We start from the raw sequence: 16,906 nt of genomic DNA, 5'->3' as shown, positions 1-16,906 counted from the left end.
ATATCAGGAAAATAACATAGCGGTATAAATCAACAATTCCATATGAAATTGCTGATACCACCAATACAACTTTAACTGCCTTAAATCAAAAATTGTCGCAGCAAGGTTAACTAAAATCCCAGTTCGTTAACATTTTTGCGCTTTGATAGCGCAACCTTCAGGAAAAATTATGGAGCTGCTCTGCCCTGCCGGAAATCTCCCGGCGCTTAAGGCGGCCATCGAAAACGGCGCAGATGCTGTTTATATCGGGCTAAAAGATGATACCAATGCCCGCCACTTCGCCGGCCTTAACTTTACCGAGAAAAAATTGCAGGAAGCGGTGAGTTTTGTCCATCAACATCGCCGCAAACTTCACATCGCAATTAACACTTTTGCGCACCCGGACGGCTATGCCCGCTGGCAGCGCGCCGTGGACATGGCGGCGCAATTGGGTGCCGACGCGCTGATCCTCGCCGATCTCGCCATGCTGGAGTACGCCGCCGAGCGTTATCCGCATATTGAGCGCCACGTATCGGTGCAAGCTTCGGCGACCAATGAAGAGGCGATTAACTTTTATCATCGCCATTTTGACGTTGCCCGCGTGGTACTGCCGCGCGTGTTGTCGATTCATCAGGTGAAACAACTGGCACGGGTTACCCCTGTACCGCTGGAAGTGTTCGCTTTCGGCAGCCTGTGCATTATGTCGGAAGGGCGCTGCTATCTGTCGTCGTATCTGACAGGTGAGTCGCCCAACACCGTCGGTGCGTGTTCTCCGGCTCGCTTCGTGCGCTGGCAACAAACGCCGCAGGGGCTGGAATCCCGTCTTAACGAAGTGCTGATCGACCGTTATCAGGACGGCGAAAACGCAGGTTATCCGACGCTGTGTAAAGGGCGTTATCTGGTAGACGGCGAACGCTATCACGCGCTGGAAGAACCAACCAGCCTCAATACCCTGGAACTACTGCCAGAGTTAATGGCGGCAAATATTGCTTCGGTGAAAATTGAAGGTCGCCAGCGTAGCCCGGCGTATGTCAGCCAGGTGGCGAAAGTCTGGCGTCAGGCTATCGACCGTTGTAAAGCCGATCCGCAAAACTTCGTACCGCAAAGCGCGTGGATGGAGACGCTCGGGTCGATGTCCGAAGGCACGCAAACCACGCTTGGCGCGTATCACCGTAAATGGCAGTGAGAAGAGCAATGAAATATTCCTTAGGGCCGGTGCTGTGGTACTGGCCAAAAGAGACGCTGGAAGATTTTTATCAGCAGGCCGCTGCCAGTAGCGCCGATGTGATTTATCTCGGTGAAGCCGTGTGCAGCAAGCGTCGGGCAACCAAAGTTGGCGACTGGCTGGAAATGGCAAAATCGCTCGCAGGTAGCGGCAAGCAGATTGTGCTCTCCACGCTGGCGCTGGTTCAGGCATCCTCCGAACTTGGCGAGCTGAAACGTTATGTTGAGAACGGCGAATTTCTGATTGAAGCCAGCGATCTCGGCGTGGTGAATATGTGCGCTGAACGCAAACTGCCGTTCGTCGCCGGGCACGCGCTGAACTGCTACAACGCAGTGACGCTGAAAATATTACTCAAACAGGGCATGATGCGCTGGTGTATGCCGGTGGAACTTTCCCGCGACTGGCTGGTGAATCTGCTCAATCAGTGCGATGAACTGGGCATTCGCAACCAGTTTGAAGTGGAAGTCTTGAGCTACGGTCATCTGCCGCTGGCCTATTCCGCCCGCTGTTTTACCGCGCGTTCGGAAGACCGCCCGAAAGATGAGTGTGAAACCTGCTGCATTAAATATCCGAACGGGCGCAACGTGCTGTCGCAGGAGAATCAGCAAGTGTTTGTACTCAACGGTATTCAGACTATGAGCGGCTACGTGTACAACCTCGGTAACGAGCTGGCATCCATGCAGGGGCTGGTTGATGTGGTTCGTCTGTCGCCGCAGGGTGCTGACACTTTCGCTATGCTCGACGCCTTCCGCGCCAATGAAAATGGCGCTGCGCCACTGCCGTTGACGGCAAACAGCGATTGTAACGGCTACTGGCGACGGCTGGCAGGACTGGAGTTGCAAGCGTAAGTAAATAGCTCACTTTGTTAACAACTTTAACTATTCTTTAATGCAGTATTAAAGATTAATCGGTAACAAAGTGAGCTGTTATGACTGATAAAACTATTCCTTTTTCGCTACTCGATCTGGCTCCCATCCCCGAAGGTTCTTCAGCACGAGAAGCGTTCTCCCACTCTCTCGACCTCGCCCGTCTGGCTGAAAAGCGCGGCTATCATCGCTACTGGCTGGCGGAACACCACAATATGACCGGCATTGCCAGTGCTGCCACATCGGTGTTAATTGGCTATCTGGCGGCGAACACCACCACGCTGCATCTGGGTTCCGGCGGCGTGATGTTACCTAACCACTCACCGTTGGTGATTGCCGAACAGTTTGGCACGCTCAATACGCTCTATCCGGGGCGAATCGATTTAGGGCTGGGTCGTGCACCGGGTAGCGATCAACGGACAATGATGGCGCTACGTCGACATATGAGCGGTGATATTGATAATTTCCCCCGTGATGTTGCAGAGCTGGTGGACTGGTTTGACGCCCGCGATCCAAATCCGCATGTGCGCCCGGTGCCTGGCTATGGCGAGAAAATCCCGGTGTGGTTGTTAGGCTCCAGCCTTTACAGCGCACAACTGGCGGCGCAGCTTGGTCTGCCGTTTGCGTTTGCCTCACACTTCGCGCCGGATATGTTGTTCCAGGCGCTACATCTTTATCGCAGCAACTTCAAACCGTCGGCACGGCTGGAGAAACCATACGCGATGGTGTGCATCAATATTATCGCCGCCGACAGCAACCGCGACGCCGAATTCCTGTTTACCTCGATGCAGCAAGCCTTCGTGAAGCTGCGCCGTGGCGAAACCGGGCAACTGCCGCCGCCGATTGAAAATATGGATCAGTTCTGGTCACCGTCCGAGCAGTATGGCGTGCAGCAGGCGCTGAGTATGTCGTTGGTAGGTGATAAAGCGAAAGTGCGTCATGGCTTGCAGTCAATCCTGCGCGAAACCGACGCCGATGAGATTATGGTTAACGGACAGATTTTTGACCACCAGGCGCGGCTGCATTCGTTTGAGCTGGCGATGGATGTGAAGGAAGAGTTGTTGGGGTAAGTGCATTTTCCGCGCCGGGCAGTCCCCTCTCCCTGTGGGAGAGGGTTAGGGTGAGGGCATCAGACCTCACCCTTACTGATACACCGCCAGCAAATTAAAGCTCGATAAAATATGGATCAGAGCATTGCCAATGCCAAACACCAGAATCAGGACAATCATCGGCTTACCGCCCCAGACGCGGAATTTCGGGCTACCGAAGCGTTTACGCGATGCGCGAGCCAGCAGCGCCGGAACAATTGCCGCCCAGATGGTAGCCGCTAAGCCAGCATAACCAATGGCATACAGGAATCCGTTCGGGAACAGCAGGCCACCAACAACAGGCGGTGCAAAGGTCAACAGTACCGTTTTAAAGCGACCCAGAGCCGAGTCGTCGAAACCAAACAGATCTGCCAGATAGTCGAACAGACCAAGCGTAACGCCAAGGAACGAACTCGCTACCGCAAAGTTTGAGAACACCACCAACAGCAGATCCAGACTACGACTGTTCAGTACACCGCTTAACGCCTGTACCAGCACATCAATATTACCGCCCTTCTCGGCGATGCCGATAAACTCCGGACGCGGGATGTTACCCATCGTCGCCAGCAACCAGATGGTATACAGCGCCAGCGCCATCAACGTACCGTACACCAGACATTTGACGATGGTTTTCGGATCTTTGCCATAATATTTCATCAGGCTCGGCACGTTACCGTGATAACCAAACGACGCCAGGCAGAACGGCAGCGTCATCAGCAGATAAGGCGCATAAGACGCATTGCTTTCGGCGACGTTGAGCAATGTCGCAGGCTGTACATGCCCCAGCAGGCTGCCGAAAGTGAGGAAAAAGGTAATGACCTTCGCCCCCAGCACTAAAGCCGTCATTCGGCTGACGGCTTTAGTGCTCAACCACACCACAAACGCCACCAACAGTGCAAAACCAAAACCCGCCGCCCGTGCCGGGACATTTAGCGACATCTCTGCGAAGGTATGATGCAAAATCGAACCGCTGGCAGAGATATAAGCGTAAGTCAGGATATAGAGCACAAAGGCAATGGAAATGCCATTGACCACGTTCCAGCCTTTGCCCAGCAAGTCTTTGGTGATGGTGTCAAAGCTCGAACCGATTCGATAATTCAGGTTAGCTTCCAGAATCATCAAACCGGAATGCAACATACAAAACCAGGTGAAGATTAGCGCCGCCATTGACCAGAAGAACCACGCACCGGACATGACCACAGGCAGAGAAAACATTCCTGCGCCAATAATGGTGCCGCCGATAATCACCACGCCGCCAAGTAGCGACGGTGACGTTTGGGTGGTGGTTAGTGTTGCCATAAGGGCTTCTCTCCAGTGAAAAATAGTGCGACTGCGTTGTTATGTGTTGCACTGTACCAGTACGCGAGTACAAAAGACAGAAAAAAAGCCCCGATTGTTAAAATCGGGGCTGTATATATTATTTTACAGATTGTGTTCGATGGTCAGCGTGTATTACGCATCACCACCGAAACGACGACGACCGGTAGAGTCATCACGACGCGGTGCGCGGCCTTCACGACGTTCGCCGCTAAAACGACGACCATCACCACGACCACCTTCACGGCGTTCACCGCTGAAGTTACGACCGCCTTCACGACGCTCGCCACCGACACCACGACCACCGCCACGACGCTCACCGCCAGTATGCGGCTGTGCATCGCCCAGCAACTGCATGTTCATCGGTTTGTTGAGAATGCGAGTGCGCGTAAAGTGTTGCAGCACTTCACCCGGCATACCTTTCGGCAGTTCGATGGTGGAGTGAGAAGCAAACAGCTTGATGTTACCAATGTAACGGCTGCTGATGTCGCCTTCGTTAGCAATCGCGCCAACGATATGACGAACTTCAACGCCATCATCACGACCCACTTCAATGCGGTACAGCTGCATGTCGCCAACATCACGACGTTCACGACGCGGACGATCTTCACGGTCGCCACGCGGGCCACGGTCGTTACGATCGCGCGGACCACGGTCATCACGGTCACGGAATTCACGTTTCGGACGCATCGGCGCATCTGGCGGAACAATCAGAGTACGTTCACCCTGTGCCATTTTCAGCAGTGCGGCTGCCAGAGTTTCGAGATCCAGTTCTTCACCTTCTGCGGTCGGCTGAATTTTGCTCAGCAGTGCACGGTATTGATCCAGATCGCTGCTTTCCAGCTGCTGCTGTACTTTAGCGGCAAATTTTTCCAGACGGCGTTTGCCCAGCAGTTCTGCGTTCGGCAGTTCTACTTCTGGAATGGTCAGCTTCATAGTACGTTCAATGTTGCGCAGCAGACGACGCTCGCGGTTCTCAACGAACAGCAGCGCGCGGCCAGCACGACCCGCACGACCGGTACGACCGATACGGTGAACGTAAGACTCAGAATCCATCGGGATATCGTAGTTAACTACCAGGCTGATACGCTCAACGTCCAGGCCACGAGCCGCAACGTCGGTTGCAATCAGGATATCCAGACGACCATCTTTCAGGCGTTCCAGAGTCTGCTCACGCAGCGCCTGGTTCATGTCACCGTTCAGCGCGGCGCTATTGTAGCCGTTACGCTCAAGGGCTTCAGCCACTTCCAGAGTCGCGTTTTTGGTACGAACGAAGATAATCGCCGCATCAAAATCTTCTGCTTCCAGGAAACGTACCAGTGCTTCGTTTTTACGCATACCCCAGACAGTCCAGTAGCTCTGGCTGATGTCAGGACGGGTAGTCACGCTGGACTGAATGCGCACTTCCTGCGGCTCTTTCATAAAGCGGCGGGTAATGCGACGAATCGCTTCCGGCATGGTGGCAGAGAACAGAGCGGTCTGATGACCTTCCGGGATCTGCGCCATAATGGTTTCAACATCTTCAATGAAGCCCATGCGCAGCATTTCGTCAGCTTCATCCAGAACCAGACCGCTCAGTTTAGAGAGATCCAGAGTGCCACGTTTCAGGTGGTCAAGCAGACGGCCCGGAGTACCGACAACGATCTGCGGCCCCTGACGCAGGGCGCGTAATTGCACGTCATAACGCTGACCGCCGTACAGGGCAACCACGTTTACGCCGCGCATGTGTTTAGAGAAATCCGTCATTGCTTCAGCAACCTGTACCGCCAGTTCGCGGGTCGGTGCCAGCACCAGAATCTGTGGTGCTTTCAGCTCAGGATCAAGATTCTGCAGCAGAGGTAAAGAGAATGCTGCAGTTTTTCCGCTCCCCGTCTGGGCCATACCCAGTACGTCGCGGCCATTCAGCAGATGTGGAATACACTCTGCCTGAATTGGAGATGGTTTTTCGTAACCCAGATCGTTAAGGGCTTCAAGGATAGGAGCCTTCAGGCCCAGATCTGCAAAAGTGGTTTCGAATTCAGCCATGTAGTACGTGTGCCTCAAAATTAATGGCGGCCAGTCTACATAACTCATCATGAAATTGATCAGCAATTTTCATTGAAAAGTGTGAACCGGCTCAAAGTAGGTGTATTAACGAACAACAACGCCCTCACCCGTTAAGGTGATGGCAATCAAATAAGATTACGGGCTGATGTGTACGTCAGCTATTGCTGGTCCGATTCTGCCAGGTCATCTTGGTCCTGGCCCAGGAGCGATAATTCCAACAATGCGTATCGGTGCTCAACAAAGTTATGAACGTTGTTGGCAACCGCCAGTTTGAACAGTGCCGTGGCGCTGTCCAAATCCCCCAGACTTAGGTAGTACTTACCTAAATAGAAGTTGGTTTCACTGAGATGCTCAGCGAGCGAGGTGTTATCCGTTGCGTCCGCCTTGAGCCTTTCCATTAACGTTTGTTCGCTAATGTTGCCCAGGTAGAACTCGACAATGTTCCATCCCCACTGCTCCTTGTCCGATTTTTCGAAGTGCTGTTTCAACACTTCTTTAGCCTGCTTCTCATCGAGCTTCTGCTCGGCGAGATAAAGCCACAGACTACGGAAAGGATCATTGGGATCGTCTTGATAAAACGCCAGCAGATCATCTTGCGCTAACTTGTCACGACCGCCGTAATATAATGCGATCCCGCGATTCAAGTGCGCGTAGTTGTAAGTTGGATCAAGCTCAAGTACAGAATCAAACGCTTCATAGGCAGCATCAAAATTGCCTGCCTGCGTTAAATATATGCCTAAGTAATTGAATACTTCAGGCATATCCGGTCGGATTGCCAGCGCCTGCGAAAAATCGTTACGCGCTAATGCCCTCAGACCGAGACTATCATACAACACTCCGCGCTCATATAAAAGCTGTGCGCGTTCGTCATCGGTTAAAGCCCGACTGGCAAGGATCTGTTCCATACGTGCCAGAATCACTTCCTGCTGTAAAGTCGGTTGCAATGGTACTGCGAGGACTTCACTTTTACGCCAGGAAGTATTACTGCATCCTGCAAGCGTAAGTGCTGTCGCAACGAAACACCAGCGCAAAAAAGGCTTCATTTCCCACTCCCGAAGACCACGGTTGAATGAACGTCCTGTTCCCGGTTGCTAACAAGGCGTCCTGCCTGGTTAAAAGCCCCCCGCCGCAGCGGAGGGCAAATGGCAACCTTACTCGCCCTGTTCAGCAGCCGGAGCTTCCGGTGCCGCAGCAGGTTGAGACTGCTCAGTCGCTTCTTTAATGCTCAGACGGATACGGCCCTGGCGATCAACTTCCAGAACTTTCACCGGTACTTCCTGACCCATCTGCAGGTAATCGGTCACTTTCTCAACGCGTTTGTCAGCGATTTGAGAGATGTGTACCAGACCTTCTTTACCGCCGCCGATGGCAACAAATGCGCCAAAGTCAACGATACGGGTCACTTTACCATTGTAGACGCGGCCCACTTCGATTTCCGCCGTGATCTCTTCGATACGACGAATGGCGTGTTTTGCTTTCTCGCCGTCGGTCGCTGCGATCTTCACAGTACCGTCATCTTCGATTTCGATGGTGGTGCCGGTTTCTTCGGTCAGGGCACGGATAACTGAACCGCCTTTACCGATAACGTCTTTGATCTTGTCCGGGTTGATCTTGATGGTATGGATACGCGGAGCGAACTCAGAGATATCACCGCGCGGCGCGTTGATCGCCTGTTCCATTACGCCAAGGATATGCAAACGCGCACCTTTAGCCTGGTTCAGCGCAACCTGCATGATCTCTTTGGTGATACCTTCAATTTTGATATCCATCTGCAGTGCAGAGATACCGTCGCGGGAACCCGCAACTTTGAAGTCCATATCGCCCAGATGGTCTTCGTCACCCAGAATGTCAGACAGTACAACGTAGTTGTCGCCTTCTTTCACCAGACCCATTGCGATACCCGCAACGGCGGCTTTGATCGGCACACCTGCGTCCATCAGCGCCAGAGAAGCGCCGCACACGGAAGCCATAGAAGAGGAACCGTTGGATTCGGTGATTTCAGATACAACACGTACGGTGTACGGGAATTTGTCCATATCCGGCATTACTGCCAGCACGCCGCGCTTCGCCAGACGACCGTGACCAATTTCACGACGCTTCGGAGAACCGACCATGCCAGTTTCGCCTACGGAGTACGGAGGGAAGTTGTAGTGGAACAGGAAGGTGTCAGTACGTTCGCCCATCAGTTCATCAAGAACCTGCGCGTCACGTGCAGTACCCAACGTTGCGGTAACCAGCGCCTGAGTTTCACCACGGGTGAACAGCGCAGAACCGTGAGTACGCGGCAGCACGCCAGTACGGACATCAAGACCACGGATCATATCTTTTTCACGGCCGTCGATACGCGGTTCGCCTGCCAGTACGCGGCTACGAACAACGTTTTTCTCGATAGCGTGCAGAATTTCACCCAGTTCGTTTTCGTCCAGGGTTTCGTCTTCAGCAAGCAGCGTCGCGATGGTTTCAGATTTGATCACGTCAACCTGTGCATAACGCTCTTGTTTGTCGGTGATGCGGTAAGCATCGCTCAGACGAGCTTCAGCCAGTGCAGCAACGCGTGCGTTCAGCTCTTCGTTTACCGGCTCTGGCTGCCAGTCCCAACGCGGTTTACCGGCTTCTTTCACCAGTTCATTGATGTTCTGAATAACAACCTGCTGTTGTTCATGACCGAACACCACTGCGCCCAGCATCTGGTCTTCGCTCAGCAGTTCAGCTTCAGATTCAACCATCAGTACAGCGGCTTCAGTACCCGCAACAACCAGATCCAGTTTGCTCTCTTTCAGTTCGTCCTGGGTCGGGTTCAGTACGTACTGATCATTGATGTAACCCACACGGGCAGCACCAATCGGACCATTGAACGGAATACCAGACAGAGACAGTGCTGCAGAAGCGCCAATCATCGCGACGATATCCGGGTTAACCTGCGGGTTAACAGAAACTACGGTGGCGATAACCTGAACTTCGTTGACGAAGCCTTCCGGGAACAGCGGGCGAATCGGGCGGTCAATCAGACGCGCGATCAGGGTTTCGCCTTCGCTTGGGCGGCCTTCACGACGGAAGAAGCTACCCGGGATACGACCAGCAGCGTAGGTACGCTCCTGATAGTTAACGGTCAGTGGGAAGAAGTCCTGACCTGGTTTGGCTTTTTTCTGGCCAACAACGGTAACAAATACCGCAGTGTCATCCATGCTAACCATAACAGCGGCAGTGGCTTGACGCGCCATCATGCCTGTTTCCAGAGTTACGGTGTGTTGGCCGTACTGGAATTTACGAACGATCGGATTAAGCAATGTAATATCCTTTCTCTTTCTTAGACAGCACCTTAACGGCACTGGTGTTAATACCCGATCTTCTGCGCATCCTCGCGACTAATGACAACCCTAACCCAGCCTGATGTGGGTAAAGCCTCTCATTAGCCGCGCGAACCTCTGCAACGGAAGATCATTCATAGCAACAATACATTAGTTTCCAGTGAATTGCTGCCGTTAGCTTGAAAAAAGGGGCCACTCAGGCCCCTTTTCTGAAACTCGCAAGAATTAGCGACGCAGACCCAGGCGCTCGATGAGCTGGGTGTAACGTGCTACATCTTTACGTTTCAGGTAGTCGAGCAGTTTACGACGCTGAGAAACCATGCGCAGCAGACCACGACGGCTGTGGTGATCTTTTTTGTGCTCTGCAAAGTGACCCTGCAGGTGGTTGATCTGTGCAGTCAGCAGTGCTACCTGAACTTCGGTAGAACCGGTGTCGTTTTCACCACGACCAAACTCAGAAACGATTTTAGCTGTTGCTTCAGTACTTAGAGACATTTTAAAACTCCAAAGTATATAGAATGAAAGGACGCCGATCTCTAATTCAGCGATCCCAGTGTACGTTACGTAAAGTGTTAAACAATTTACGTGACGTTAAGCGGCAGTATTCTACTCGTAGCGACCTGTTATCGCAAGACGGTTAACATTACGCCGGGTATTCAACCACCAGCCGACGAGGCGCGACGCGGCCTTCATCGTCAATTTCGCCCATACCGATAAACTTGCCGTTCTCACCTTCTGTAACACGAACCAGTCCTTCCAGCGGCGCACCAGATGTACGAACCGGGTTACCATTTTTGAAGTAAACAGAAGACGTTAACGGAAGATTCACCACCGGATAGTCCGAAGCTGGACTGTCCATTGGCATCAGTAATGGATCAAGTAACTCCGCAGCCGGAATATCCTGCTGTTCAGCTTGCTCAACCAGTTCACGCAGATGTTCCAGGGTCACCATCCGTTCGACTGGATATTTACTTACTGTCAGACGGCGCAGGTAAATAACATGCGCGCCACAGCCGAGTTTTTCACCCAGGTCGTCAATGATGGTGCGGATATAGGTGCCTTTTGAGCAATGAATTTCCAGCTCCAGCTCATTGCCTTCATGACGAATAAACAGCAATTCATAAACGGTAATCGGACGCGCTTCGCGTGGGACTTCAATGCCCTGACGCGCGTACTCGTACAGTTTTTTGCCCTGATATTTCAGCGCCGAATACATCGAAGGGATCTGTTCGATATCGCCACGGAAAGTATCCAGTGCTGCCGCCAGTTGCTCTGCACTAAAGGTTACCGGACGCTCCTCAACGATTTGTCCGTCAGCGTCGGAAGTATCGGTACGCTGCCCAAGACGCGCAATCACCCGATAGCGTTTGTCGGAGTCCAGCAGATACTGGGAAAACTTCGTCGCTTCCCCGAGGCAAATCGGTAACATGCCGGTCGCCAGCGGATCCAGCGCGCCGGTGTGTCCGGCACGGTTGGCGTTATAAATGCGTTTCACTTTTTGCAGCGCATCGTTGCTGGACATGCCCTGCGGTTTATCCAGCAACAAAACGCCGTTAATGTCGCGACCGCGACGACGAGGACGACTCATTAGTCCTCCTTGCTGTCGTCCGGGTTAACACGACGTTCTTCGTCATGTTTGACCACGCTGGTCACCAGGTTTGACATACGCATCCCTTCAACCAATGAGTTGTCGTAGAAGAAGGTCAGTTCCGGCACGATACGCAGACGCATCGCTTTGCCCAGCAGGCTGCGGATGAAACCAGAGGCTTCCTGCAACGCTTTGATGCCCGCTTTTACCGCATCTTCATCTTTGTCGTTGAGGAAAGTGACATACACTTTGGCATACGCCAGGTCACGAGACATTTCGACACCGGAAACGGTGGTCATCATGCCCAGACGAGGATCTTTAATTTCGCGTTGCAGGATGAGAGCGATCTCTTTTTGCATTTCCTGCGCTACGCGCTGCGGGCGACCAAATTCTTTCGCCATAATAAATTCTCCTGACAAAAAAGGGGCCATAAGCCCCTTTTTAAAATTAATTTCAGGTGGAAGGGCTGTTCACGTAGGCCTGATAAGACGCGCCAGCGTCGCATCAGGCAACGGCTGCCGGATGTGGCGCAAACGCCTTATCCGGCCTACACCCAATCAGCCTTAGGCAATCGTACGCTGAATCTCGATGATTTCGAATACTTCGATCACATCGCCAGTGCGGACGTCGTTGTAGTTCTTAACGCCGATACCACATTCCATACCGTTACGGACTTCGTTAACGTCATCTTTGAAGCGGCGCAGGGACTCCAGCTCGCCTTCGTAGATCACCACGTTGTCGCGCAGAACGCGGATCGGGTTGTGACGTTTAACCACACCTTCGGTAACCATACAACCTGCGATGGCGCCGAATTTCGGTGATTTGAACACGTCACGCACTTCTGCCAGACCGATGATCTGTTGTTTCAGTTCCGGAGACAGCATACCGCTCATCGCCGCTTTAACTTCATCAATCAGGTTATAGATGACGGAGTAGTAACGCAGATCCAGGCTTTCAGCCTCAATCACTTTACGCGCAGAGGCATCAGCACGAACGTTGAAGCCAACCAGAATCGCGTTGGATGCAGCGGCCAGGGTCGCGTCGGTTTCGGTGATACCACCTACGCCAGAACCGATGATCTTCACTTTAACTTCGTCAGTAGACAGTTTCAGCAAGGAATCGGAAATCGCTTCCACAGAACCCTGAACGTCAGCCTTCAGTACGATGTTCACTTCATGAACTTCGCCTTCGGTCATGTTGGCGAACATGTTCTCGAGTTTAGATTTCTGCTGACGCGCCAGTTTAACTTCACGGAATTTACCCTGACGGTACAGTGCAACTTCACGTGCTTTTTTCTCGTCACGAACAACGGTCACTTCGTCACCCGCAGCCGGAACACCGGACAGACCAAGGATTTCCACCGGAATGGACGGACCTGCTTCCAGCACTTCCTGACCCAGTTCGTTACGCATTGCACGAACACGACCGTATTCGAAGCCACACAGAACGATGTCGCCCTTGTGCAAAGTACCTTCACGTACCAGTACAGTTGCAACCGGACCACGACCTTTATCGAGGAAGGATTCGATTACCGCACCGCTCGCCATCCCGTTACGCACAGCTTTCAGTTCCAGGACTTCAGCTTGCAGCAGGATCGCATCCAGCAGTTCGTCGATACCTGTACCCGCTTTTGCAGATACGTGTACGAATTGGCTTTCACCGCCCCACTCTTCCGGCAGAATGCCGTACTGGGACAGTTCGTTCTTAACGCGATCCGGATCGGCTTCTGGCTTATCGATTTTGTTCACAGCAACCACAACCGGCACACCCGCCGCTTTCGCGTGCTGGATTGCTTCAATGGTCTGCGGCATTACGCCGTCATCTGCAGCGACAACCAGAACTACGATATCCGTTGCCTGCGCACCACGTGCACGCATTGAAGTAAACGCGGCGTGCCCCGGGGTGTCCAGGAAGGTGATCATGCCGTTTTCAGTTTCAACGTGGTATGCACCGATGTGCTGGGTAATGCCGCCTGCTTCGCCAGAGGCCACTTTCGTTGAACGAATGTAGTCCAGCAGAGAAGTTTTACCGTGGTCAACGTGACCCATGATGGTCACGACCGGTGCACGCGGTTCAGCCGCAGCGCCAGTATCACGGTCGCTCATTACCGCCTCTTCCAGTTCGTTTTCACGACGCAGGATAACTTTGTGGCCCATCTCTTCGGCAACCAGCTGTGCGGTTTCCTGGTCGATGACCTGGTTGATGGTTGCCATTGCACCCAGTTTCATCATCGCTTTGATGACCTGAGAGCCTTTAACCGCCATCTTGTTAGCCAGTTCGCCAACGGTGATGGTTTCACCGATCACCACGTCACGGTTAACGGCCTGAGCTGGCTTCTGGAAGCCCTGCTGCAGTGAAGAACCTTTGCGTTTTCCGCCTTTACCGCCACGAACCGCTGCACGCGCTTCTTCACGATCGGCTTTAGATTCTGAATGTTTGTTGCCTTTCTTCGGACGAGCGGCTTTCGCGTTACGACCACGGCCACGACCGCCTTCGACTTCACGATCGCTTTCGTCTTCTGCCTGGCGAGCATGTTGAGAGGTTGTAACGTGATAATCGCTGGAATCTTCGGTCGGTTCCGCGCTATCAGTCCATTTGTTTTCTTCCGCCATACGACGTGCTTCTTCAGCAACGCGACGTGCTTCTTCTTCGAGTTTACGACGCGCTTCTTCTTCAGCTTTACGCTTGAGCTCTGCAGCTTCCTGCTCACGGCGGGCTTTTTCAGCCTGGGCGTTTTTAGTCATATCGTCTTGTTGATTGCTCACTTTGTCTTTTTCCGCAGCTTCACGTTTCGCTTGTTCAGCGGCTTCACGTTTAGCTTGTTCTGCGGCCTCACGTTCAGCTTTTTGTTGCGCCTCGCGTTTGGCCAATTCTTCTGCCTCACGACGGGCTTGCTCTTCCGCTTCACGCTGCGCTTGCTCTTCCGCTGCAAGGCGTTCAGCCTCTTGCGGATCGCGTTTCACAAAGGTGCGTTTCTTGCGGACTTCGATTTGTACCGATTTGCTTTTTCCACCGGTACCAGGAATGTTAAGGGTGCTACGTGTTTTACGTTGCAGCGTTAATTTGTCCGGTCCTGAATTTTTCTGATTCAGGTGGTCAATTAAAGTCTGTTTCTCTTGTGCAGTCACAGAGTCGTCAGCAGACTTCCGGATACCTGCATCAGCAAATTGCTGTACCAGGCGTTCCACGGAGGTCTGTCGCTCTGCGGCCAGCGTTTTAATCGTTACATCTGTCATGCTGTTCCTTCCTGCTACAGTTTATTACGCTTCGTCACCGAACCAGCAAATATTACGGGCAGCCATAATCAGTGCTCCGGCTTTTTCGTCGGTCAACCCTTCGATATCAGCCAGATCATCAATGCCCTGTTCGGCGAGATCTTCCAGCGTACAAACGCCACGGGCGGCCAGTTTGAATGCCAAATCACGATCCATCCCTTCAAGGTTCAGCAGATCGTCAGCCGGTTTGTTATCACCGAGGCTTTCTTCCTGGGCCTGTGCAATGGTGGCCAGTGCATTTTTAGCACGCTCGCGCAGTGCTTCAACAGTCGGCTCATCAAGGCCTTCAATTTCCAACAGCTCTTTCATCGGCACATAGGCCAGTTCTTCCAGCGTCGAGAAGCCTTCTTCTACCAGGACAGTGGCAAAGTCTTCGTCAATGTCGAGATAACGGGTGAAGGTATCGATCGCTGCGTGTGCTTCCGCCTGATGTTTAGCCTGCAGGTCGTCAACGGTCATTACGTTGAGTTCCCAACCACTCAGCTGCGAAGCCAGACGCACGTTCTGACCGTTACGGCCAATTGCTTGCGCCAGATTACCAGCTTCAACGGCGATATCCATGGTGTGTTTATCTTCATCCACCACGATAGAAGCAACGTCTGCCGGTGCCATCGCGTTGATCACGAACTGCGCCGGGTTATCATCCCACAGGACGATATCGATACGCTCGCCACCGAGCTCGGTGGAAACTGCCTGAACACGGGCACCGCGCATACCGACACAAGCACCTACCGGATCGATACGTTTATCGTTGGTTTTCACCGCGATTTTCGCACGAGAGCCCGGATCGCGAGCTGCAGCTTTAATTTCAATCACTTCTTCGCCGATTTCCGGCACTTCAATGCGGAACAGTTCGATCAGCATTTCCGGCTTGGAACGGGTTACGAACAGCTGCGCGCCACGCGCTTCCGGGCGAACGGAATAAAGTACGCCACGAACGCGGTCGCCAGGGCGGAAGTTTTCACGCGGCAGCATGTCTTCTCGCAGGATGACAGCTTCAGCATTGTTACCCAGATCCAGAGAGATATTATCGCGGTTTACTTTTTTCACCACGCCGGTGATGATTTCACCTTCGTGTTCACGGAACTGATCAACAACCATCGCGCGTTCGGCTTCACGAACTTTCTGCACGATAACCTGTTTTGCCGTCTGGGTCGTAATGCGGTCAAAGGTGACAGACTCAATCTGATCTTCAACGTAATCGCCCAGGTTCAGGCTTTCATCTTCAAAACGCGCAGCTTCAAGGGTGATTTCTTTGGTCGGCTGAGTGACTTCATCAACAATCAGCCAGCGACGGAAGGTGTCAAAATCACCGCTTTTGCGATCGATCTGTACGCGGACGTCGATCTCTTGTTCATATTTTTTCTTGGTTGCTGTAGCCAATGCGCTTTCCAACGCTTCGAAAATTTTCTCGCGAGGCAGCGCCTTTTCATTGGAGACGGCTTCAACTACAGCCAAAATTTCTTTGTTCATCGCGGGGTTTTCACCTCATCCAGACTATTAAAAGTGGGGAACCAGGTTCGCCTTCTGGATATTACTCAGCGCGAACACTTCATCTTTACCTTCGACGGTAACTGTGATCATTTCACCGTCTACCGCTTTGATAACGCCCTGCCATTTACGACGGTTTTGTACCGCCATACGGAGAACCAGAGTCACCTCTTCTCCGACGAAACGGGCGTAGTGTTCAGCCGTGAACAGTGGGCGATCGAGACCCGGTGAGGAGACTTCCAGGTTATAAGCAACGGTGATGGGATCTTCAACATCCAACACGGCACTTACCTGGTGGCTCACATCAGCACAATCATCAACATTGATGCCATCTTCACTATCAATATAGATGCGCAGTGTGGATGTGCGACCGCGAATAAACTCGATGCCAACCAGTTCAAAACCCAGGGCCTCAACTGGCGCAGTAATCATCTCTGTTAATTTTTGCTCTAATGTGGACAAGCCCACCCCCAAGACATAAAAAAAGGGCCTAAAGCCCAGTTATTCTGTAGTCAGATAACAAAAAACCCCGATAAATCGGGGCTTTATATAACTGAACCCTATAACCGCAAATGCGGTCTGGAGCACTTTCCAGAAGGATTTTTTCAAATCCCACTACGAAGGCCGAAGTCTTCACAGTATATTTGAAAAAGAACTCTAATGGAAAGTGGTTGCGGGGGCCGGATTTGAACCGACGACCTTCGGGTTATGAGCCCGACGAGC

Annotated in this window: 14 protein-coding genes; 3 read left to right on the top strand and 11 right to left on the bottom strand. The window is 52.6% G+C overall.

The window, feature by feature from the left end:
- Positions 1–169: 169 nt before the first annotated feature.
- The 3 genes from ubiU (at position 170) to BEG40_RS10505 (ending at position 3,140) form a co-directional block, all read left to right on the top strand.
- Positions 170–1,165 (top strand): ubiquinone anaerobic biosynthesis protein UbiU, encoded by a 996-nt coding sequence (gene ubiU / locus BEG40_RS10515; protein ID WP_000421305.1) that lies wholly within the window; start codon positions 170–172, stop codon positions 1,163–1,165.
- 8 nt (positions 1,166–1,173) lie between these two features.
- Positions 1,174–2,052 (top strand): U32 family peptidase, encoded by an 879-nt coding sequence (locus BEG40_RS10510; protein WP_105285374.1) that lies wholly within the window; start codon positions 1,174–1,176, stop codon positions 2,050–2,052.
- Between the two features lie 80 nt (positions 2,053–2,132).
- Complete coding sequence (locus tag BEG40_RS10505; protein ID WP_105285373.1) at positions 2,133–3,140, top strand: luciferase-like monooxygenase; 1,008 nt, start codon at positions 2,133–2,135, stop codon at positions 3,138–3,140.
- Positions 3,141–3,212: 72 nt separating this feature from the next.
- On the opposite strand, the gene mtr is transcribed toward BEG40_RS10505, so the two are convergent.
- The 11 genes from mtr to rimP all read right to left on the bottom strand — a co-directional run bounded on the left by mtr (position 3,213) and on the right by rimP (position 16,645).
- Positions 3,213–4,457, bottom strand: a complete 1,245-nt coding sequence (gene mtr / locus BEG40_RS10500; protein WP_105285372.1) for a tryptophan permease — start codon at positions 4,455–4,457, stop codon at positions 3,213–3,215.
- Positions 4,458–4,610: 153 nt separating this feature from the next.
- Positions 4,611–6,500, bottom strand: a complete 1,890-nt coding sequence (gene deaD / locus BEG40_RS10495) for an ATP-dependent RNA helicase DeaD (protein WP_010350076.1) — start codon at positions 6,498–6,500, stop codon at positions 4,611–4,613.
- Positions 6,493–6,573 carry a protein YrbN gene (yrbN, locus tag BEG40_RS10490; protein ID WP_010723222.1) on the bottom strand — a complete coding sequence of 27 codons (81 nt, stop codon included), beginning with the start codon at positions 6,571–6,573 and terminating at the stop codon, positions 6,493–6,495. The genes deaD and yrbN overlap by 8 nt, the downstream gene beginning before the upstream one ends.
- Before the next feature lie 106 nt (positions 6,574–6,679).
- Positions 6,680–7,564: a lipoprotein NlpI gene (gene nlpI, locus BEG40_RS10485; RefSeq protein ID WP_000802080.1), complete on the bottom strand. Its 885-nt coding sequence runs from the start codon at positions 7,562–7,564 to the stop codon at positions 6,680–6,682.
- A gap of 108 nt (positions 7,565–7,672) precedes the next feature.
- Entirely contained in the window at positions 7,673–9,808 is a 2,136-nt protein-coding gene (gene pnp / locus BEG40_RS10480; protein WP_000933927.1) for a polyribonucleotide nucleotidyltransferase, read from the bottom strand.
- A gap of 246 nt (positions 9,809–10,054) precedes the next feature.
- The gene (rpsO, locus tag BEG40_RS10475) at positions 10,055–10,324 is read right to left on the bottom strand and encodes a 30S ribosomal protein S15 (protein WP_000059470.1); all 270 of its coding nucleotides are present in this window, start codon (positions 10,322–10,324) and stop codon (positions 10,055–10,057) included.
- Positions 10,325–10,472: 148 nt separating this feature from the next.
- A complete protein-coding gene (truB, locus tag BEG40_RS10470) occupies positions 10,473–11,417 on the bottom strand; it encodes a tRNA pseudouridine(55) synthase TruB (protein WP_016159710.1) in 945 nt (314 codons plus the stop codon).
- The gene (gene rbfA / locus BEG40_RS10465) at positions 11,417–11,818 is read right to left on the bottom strand and encodes a 30S ribosome-binding factor RbfA (protein WP_001040205.1); all 402 of its coding nucleotides are present in this window, start codon (positions 11,816–11,818) and stop codon (positions 11,417–11,419) included. The genes truB and rbfA overlap by 1 nt, the downstream gene beginning before the upstream one ends.
- A 162-nt stretch (positions 11,819–11,980) precedes the next feature.
- The gene (gene infB / locus BEG40_RS10460; RefSeq protein WP_000133059.1) at positions 11,981–14,653 is read right to left on the bottom strand and encodes a translation initiation factor IF-2; all 2,673 of its coding nucleotides are present in this window, start codon (positions 14,651–14,653) and stop codon (positions 11,981–11,983) included.
- A gap of 24 nt (positions 14,654–14,677) precedes the next feature.
- Positions 14,678–16,165, bottom strand: a complete 1,488-nt coding sequence (gene nusA / locus BEG40_RS10455; protein ID WP_001031044.1) for a transcription termination factor NusA — start codon at positions 16,163–16,165, stop codon at positions 14,678–14,680.
- A 27-nt stretch (positions 16,166–16,192) separates the two neighbouring features.
- Positions 16,193–16,645 carry a ribosome maturation factor RimP gene (gene rimP / locus BEG40_RS10450; RefSeq protein WP_001300397.1) on the bottom strand — a complete coding sequence of 151 codons (453 nt, stop codon included), beginning with the start codon at positions 16,643–16,645 and terminating at the stop codon, positions 16,193–16,195.
- Positions 16,646–16,906 lie beyond the last annotated feature (261 nt).

The organism is Escherichia sp. MOD1-EC5495 (assembly GCF_002965965.1).
In the GTDB taxonomy this organism is placed as follows: domain Bacteria; phylum Pseudomonadota; class Gammaproteobacteria; order Enterobacterales; family Enterobacteriaceae; genus Escherichia; species Escherichia ruysiae.
This window is presented reverse-complemented; position numbering and strand designations above follow the sequence as displayed.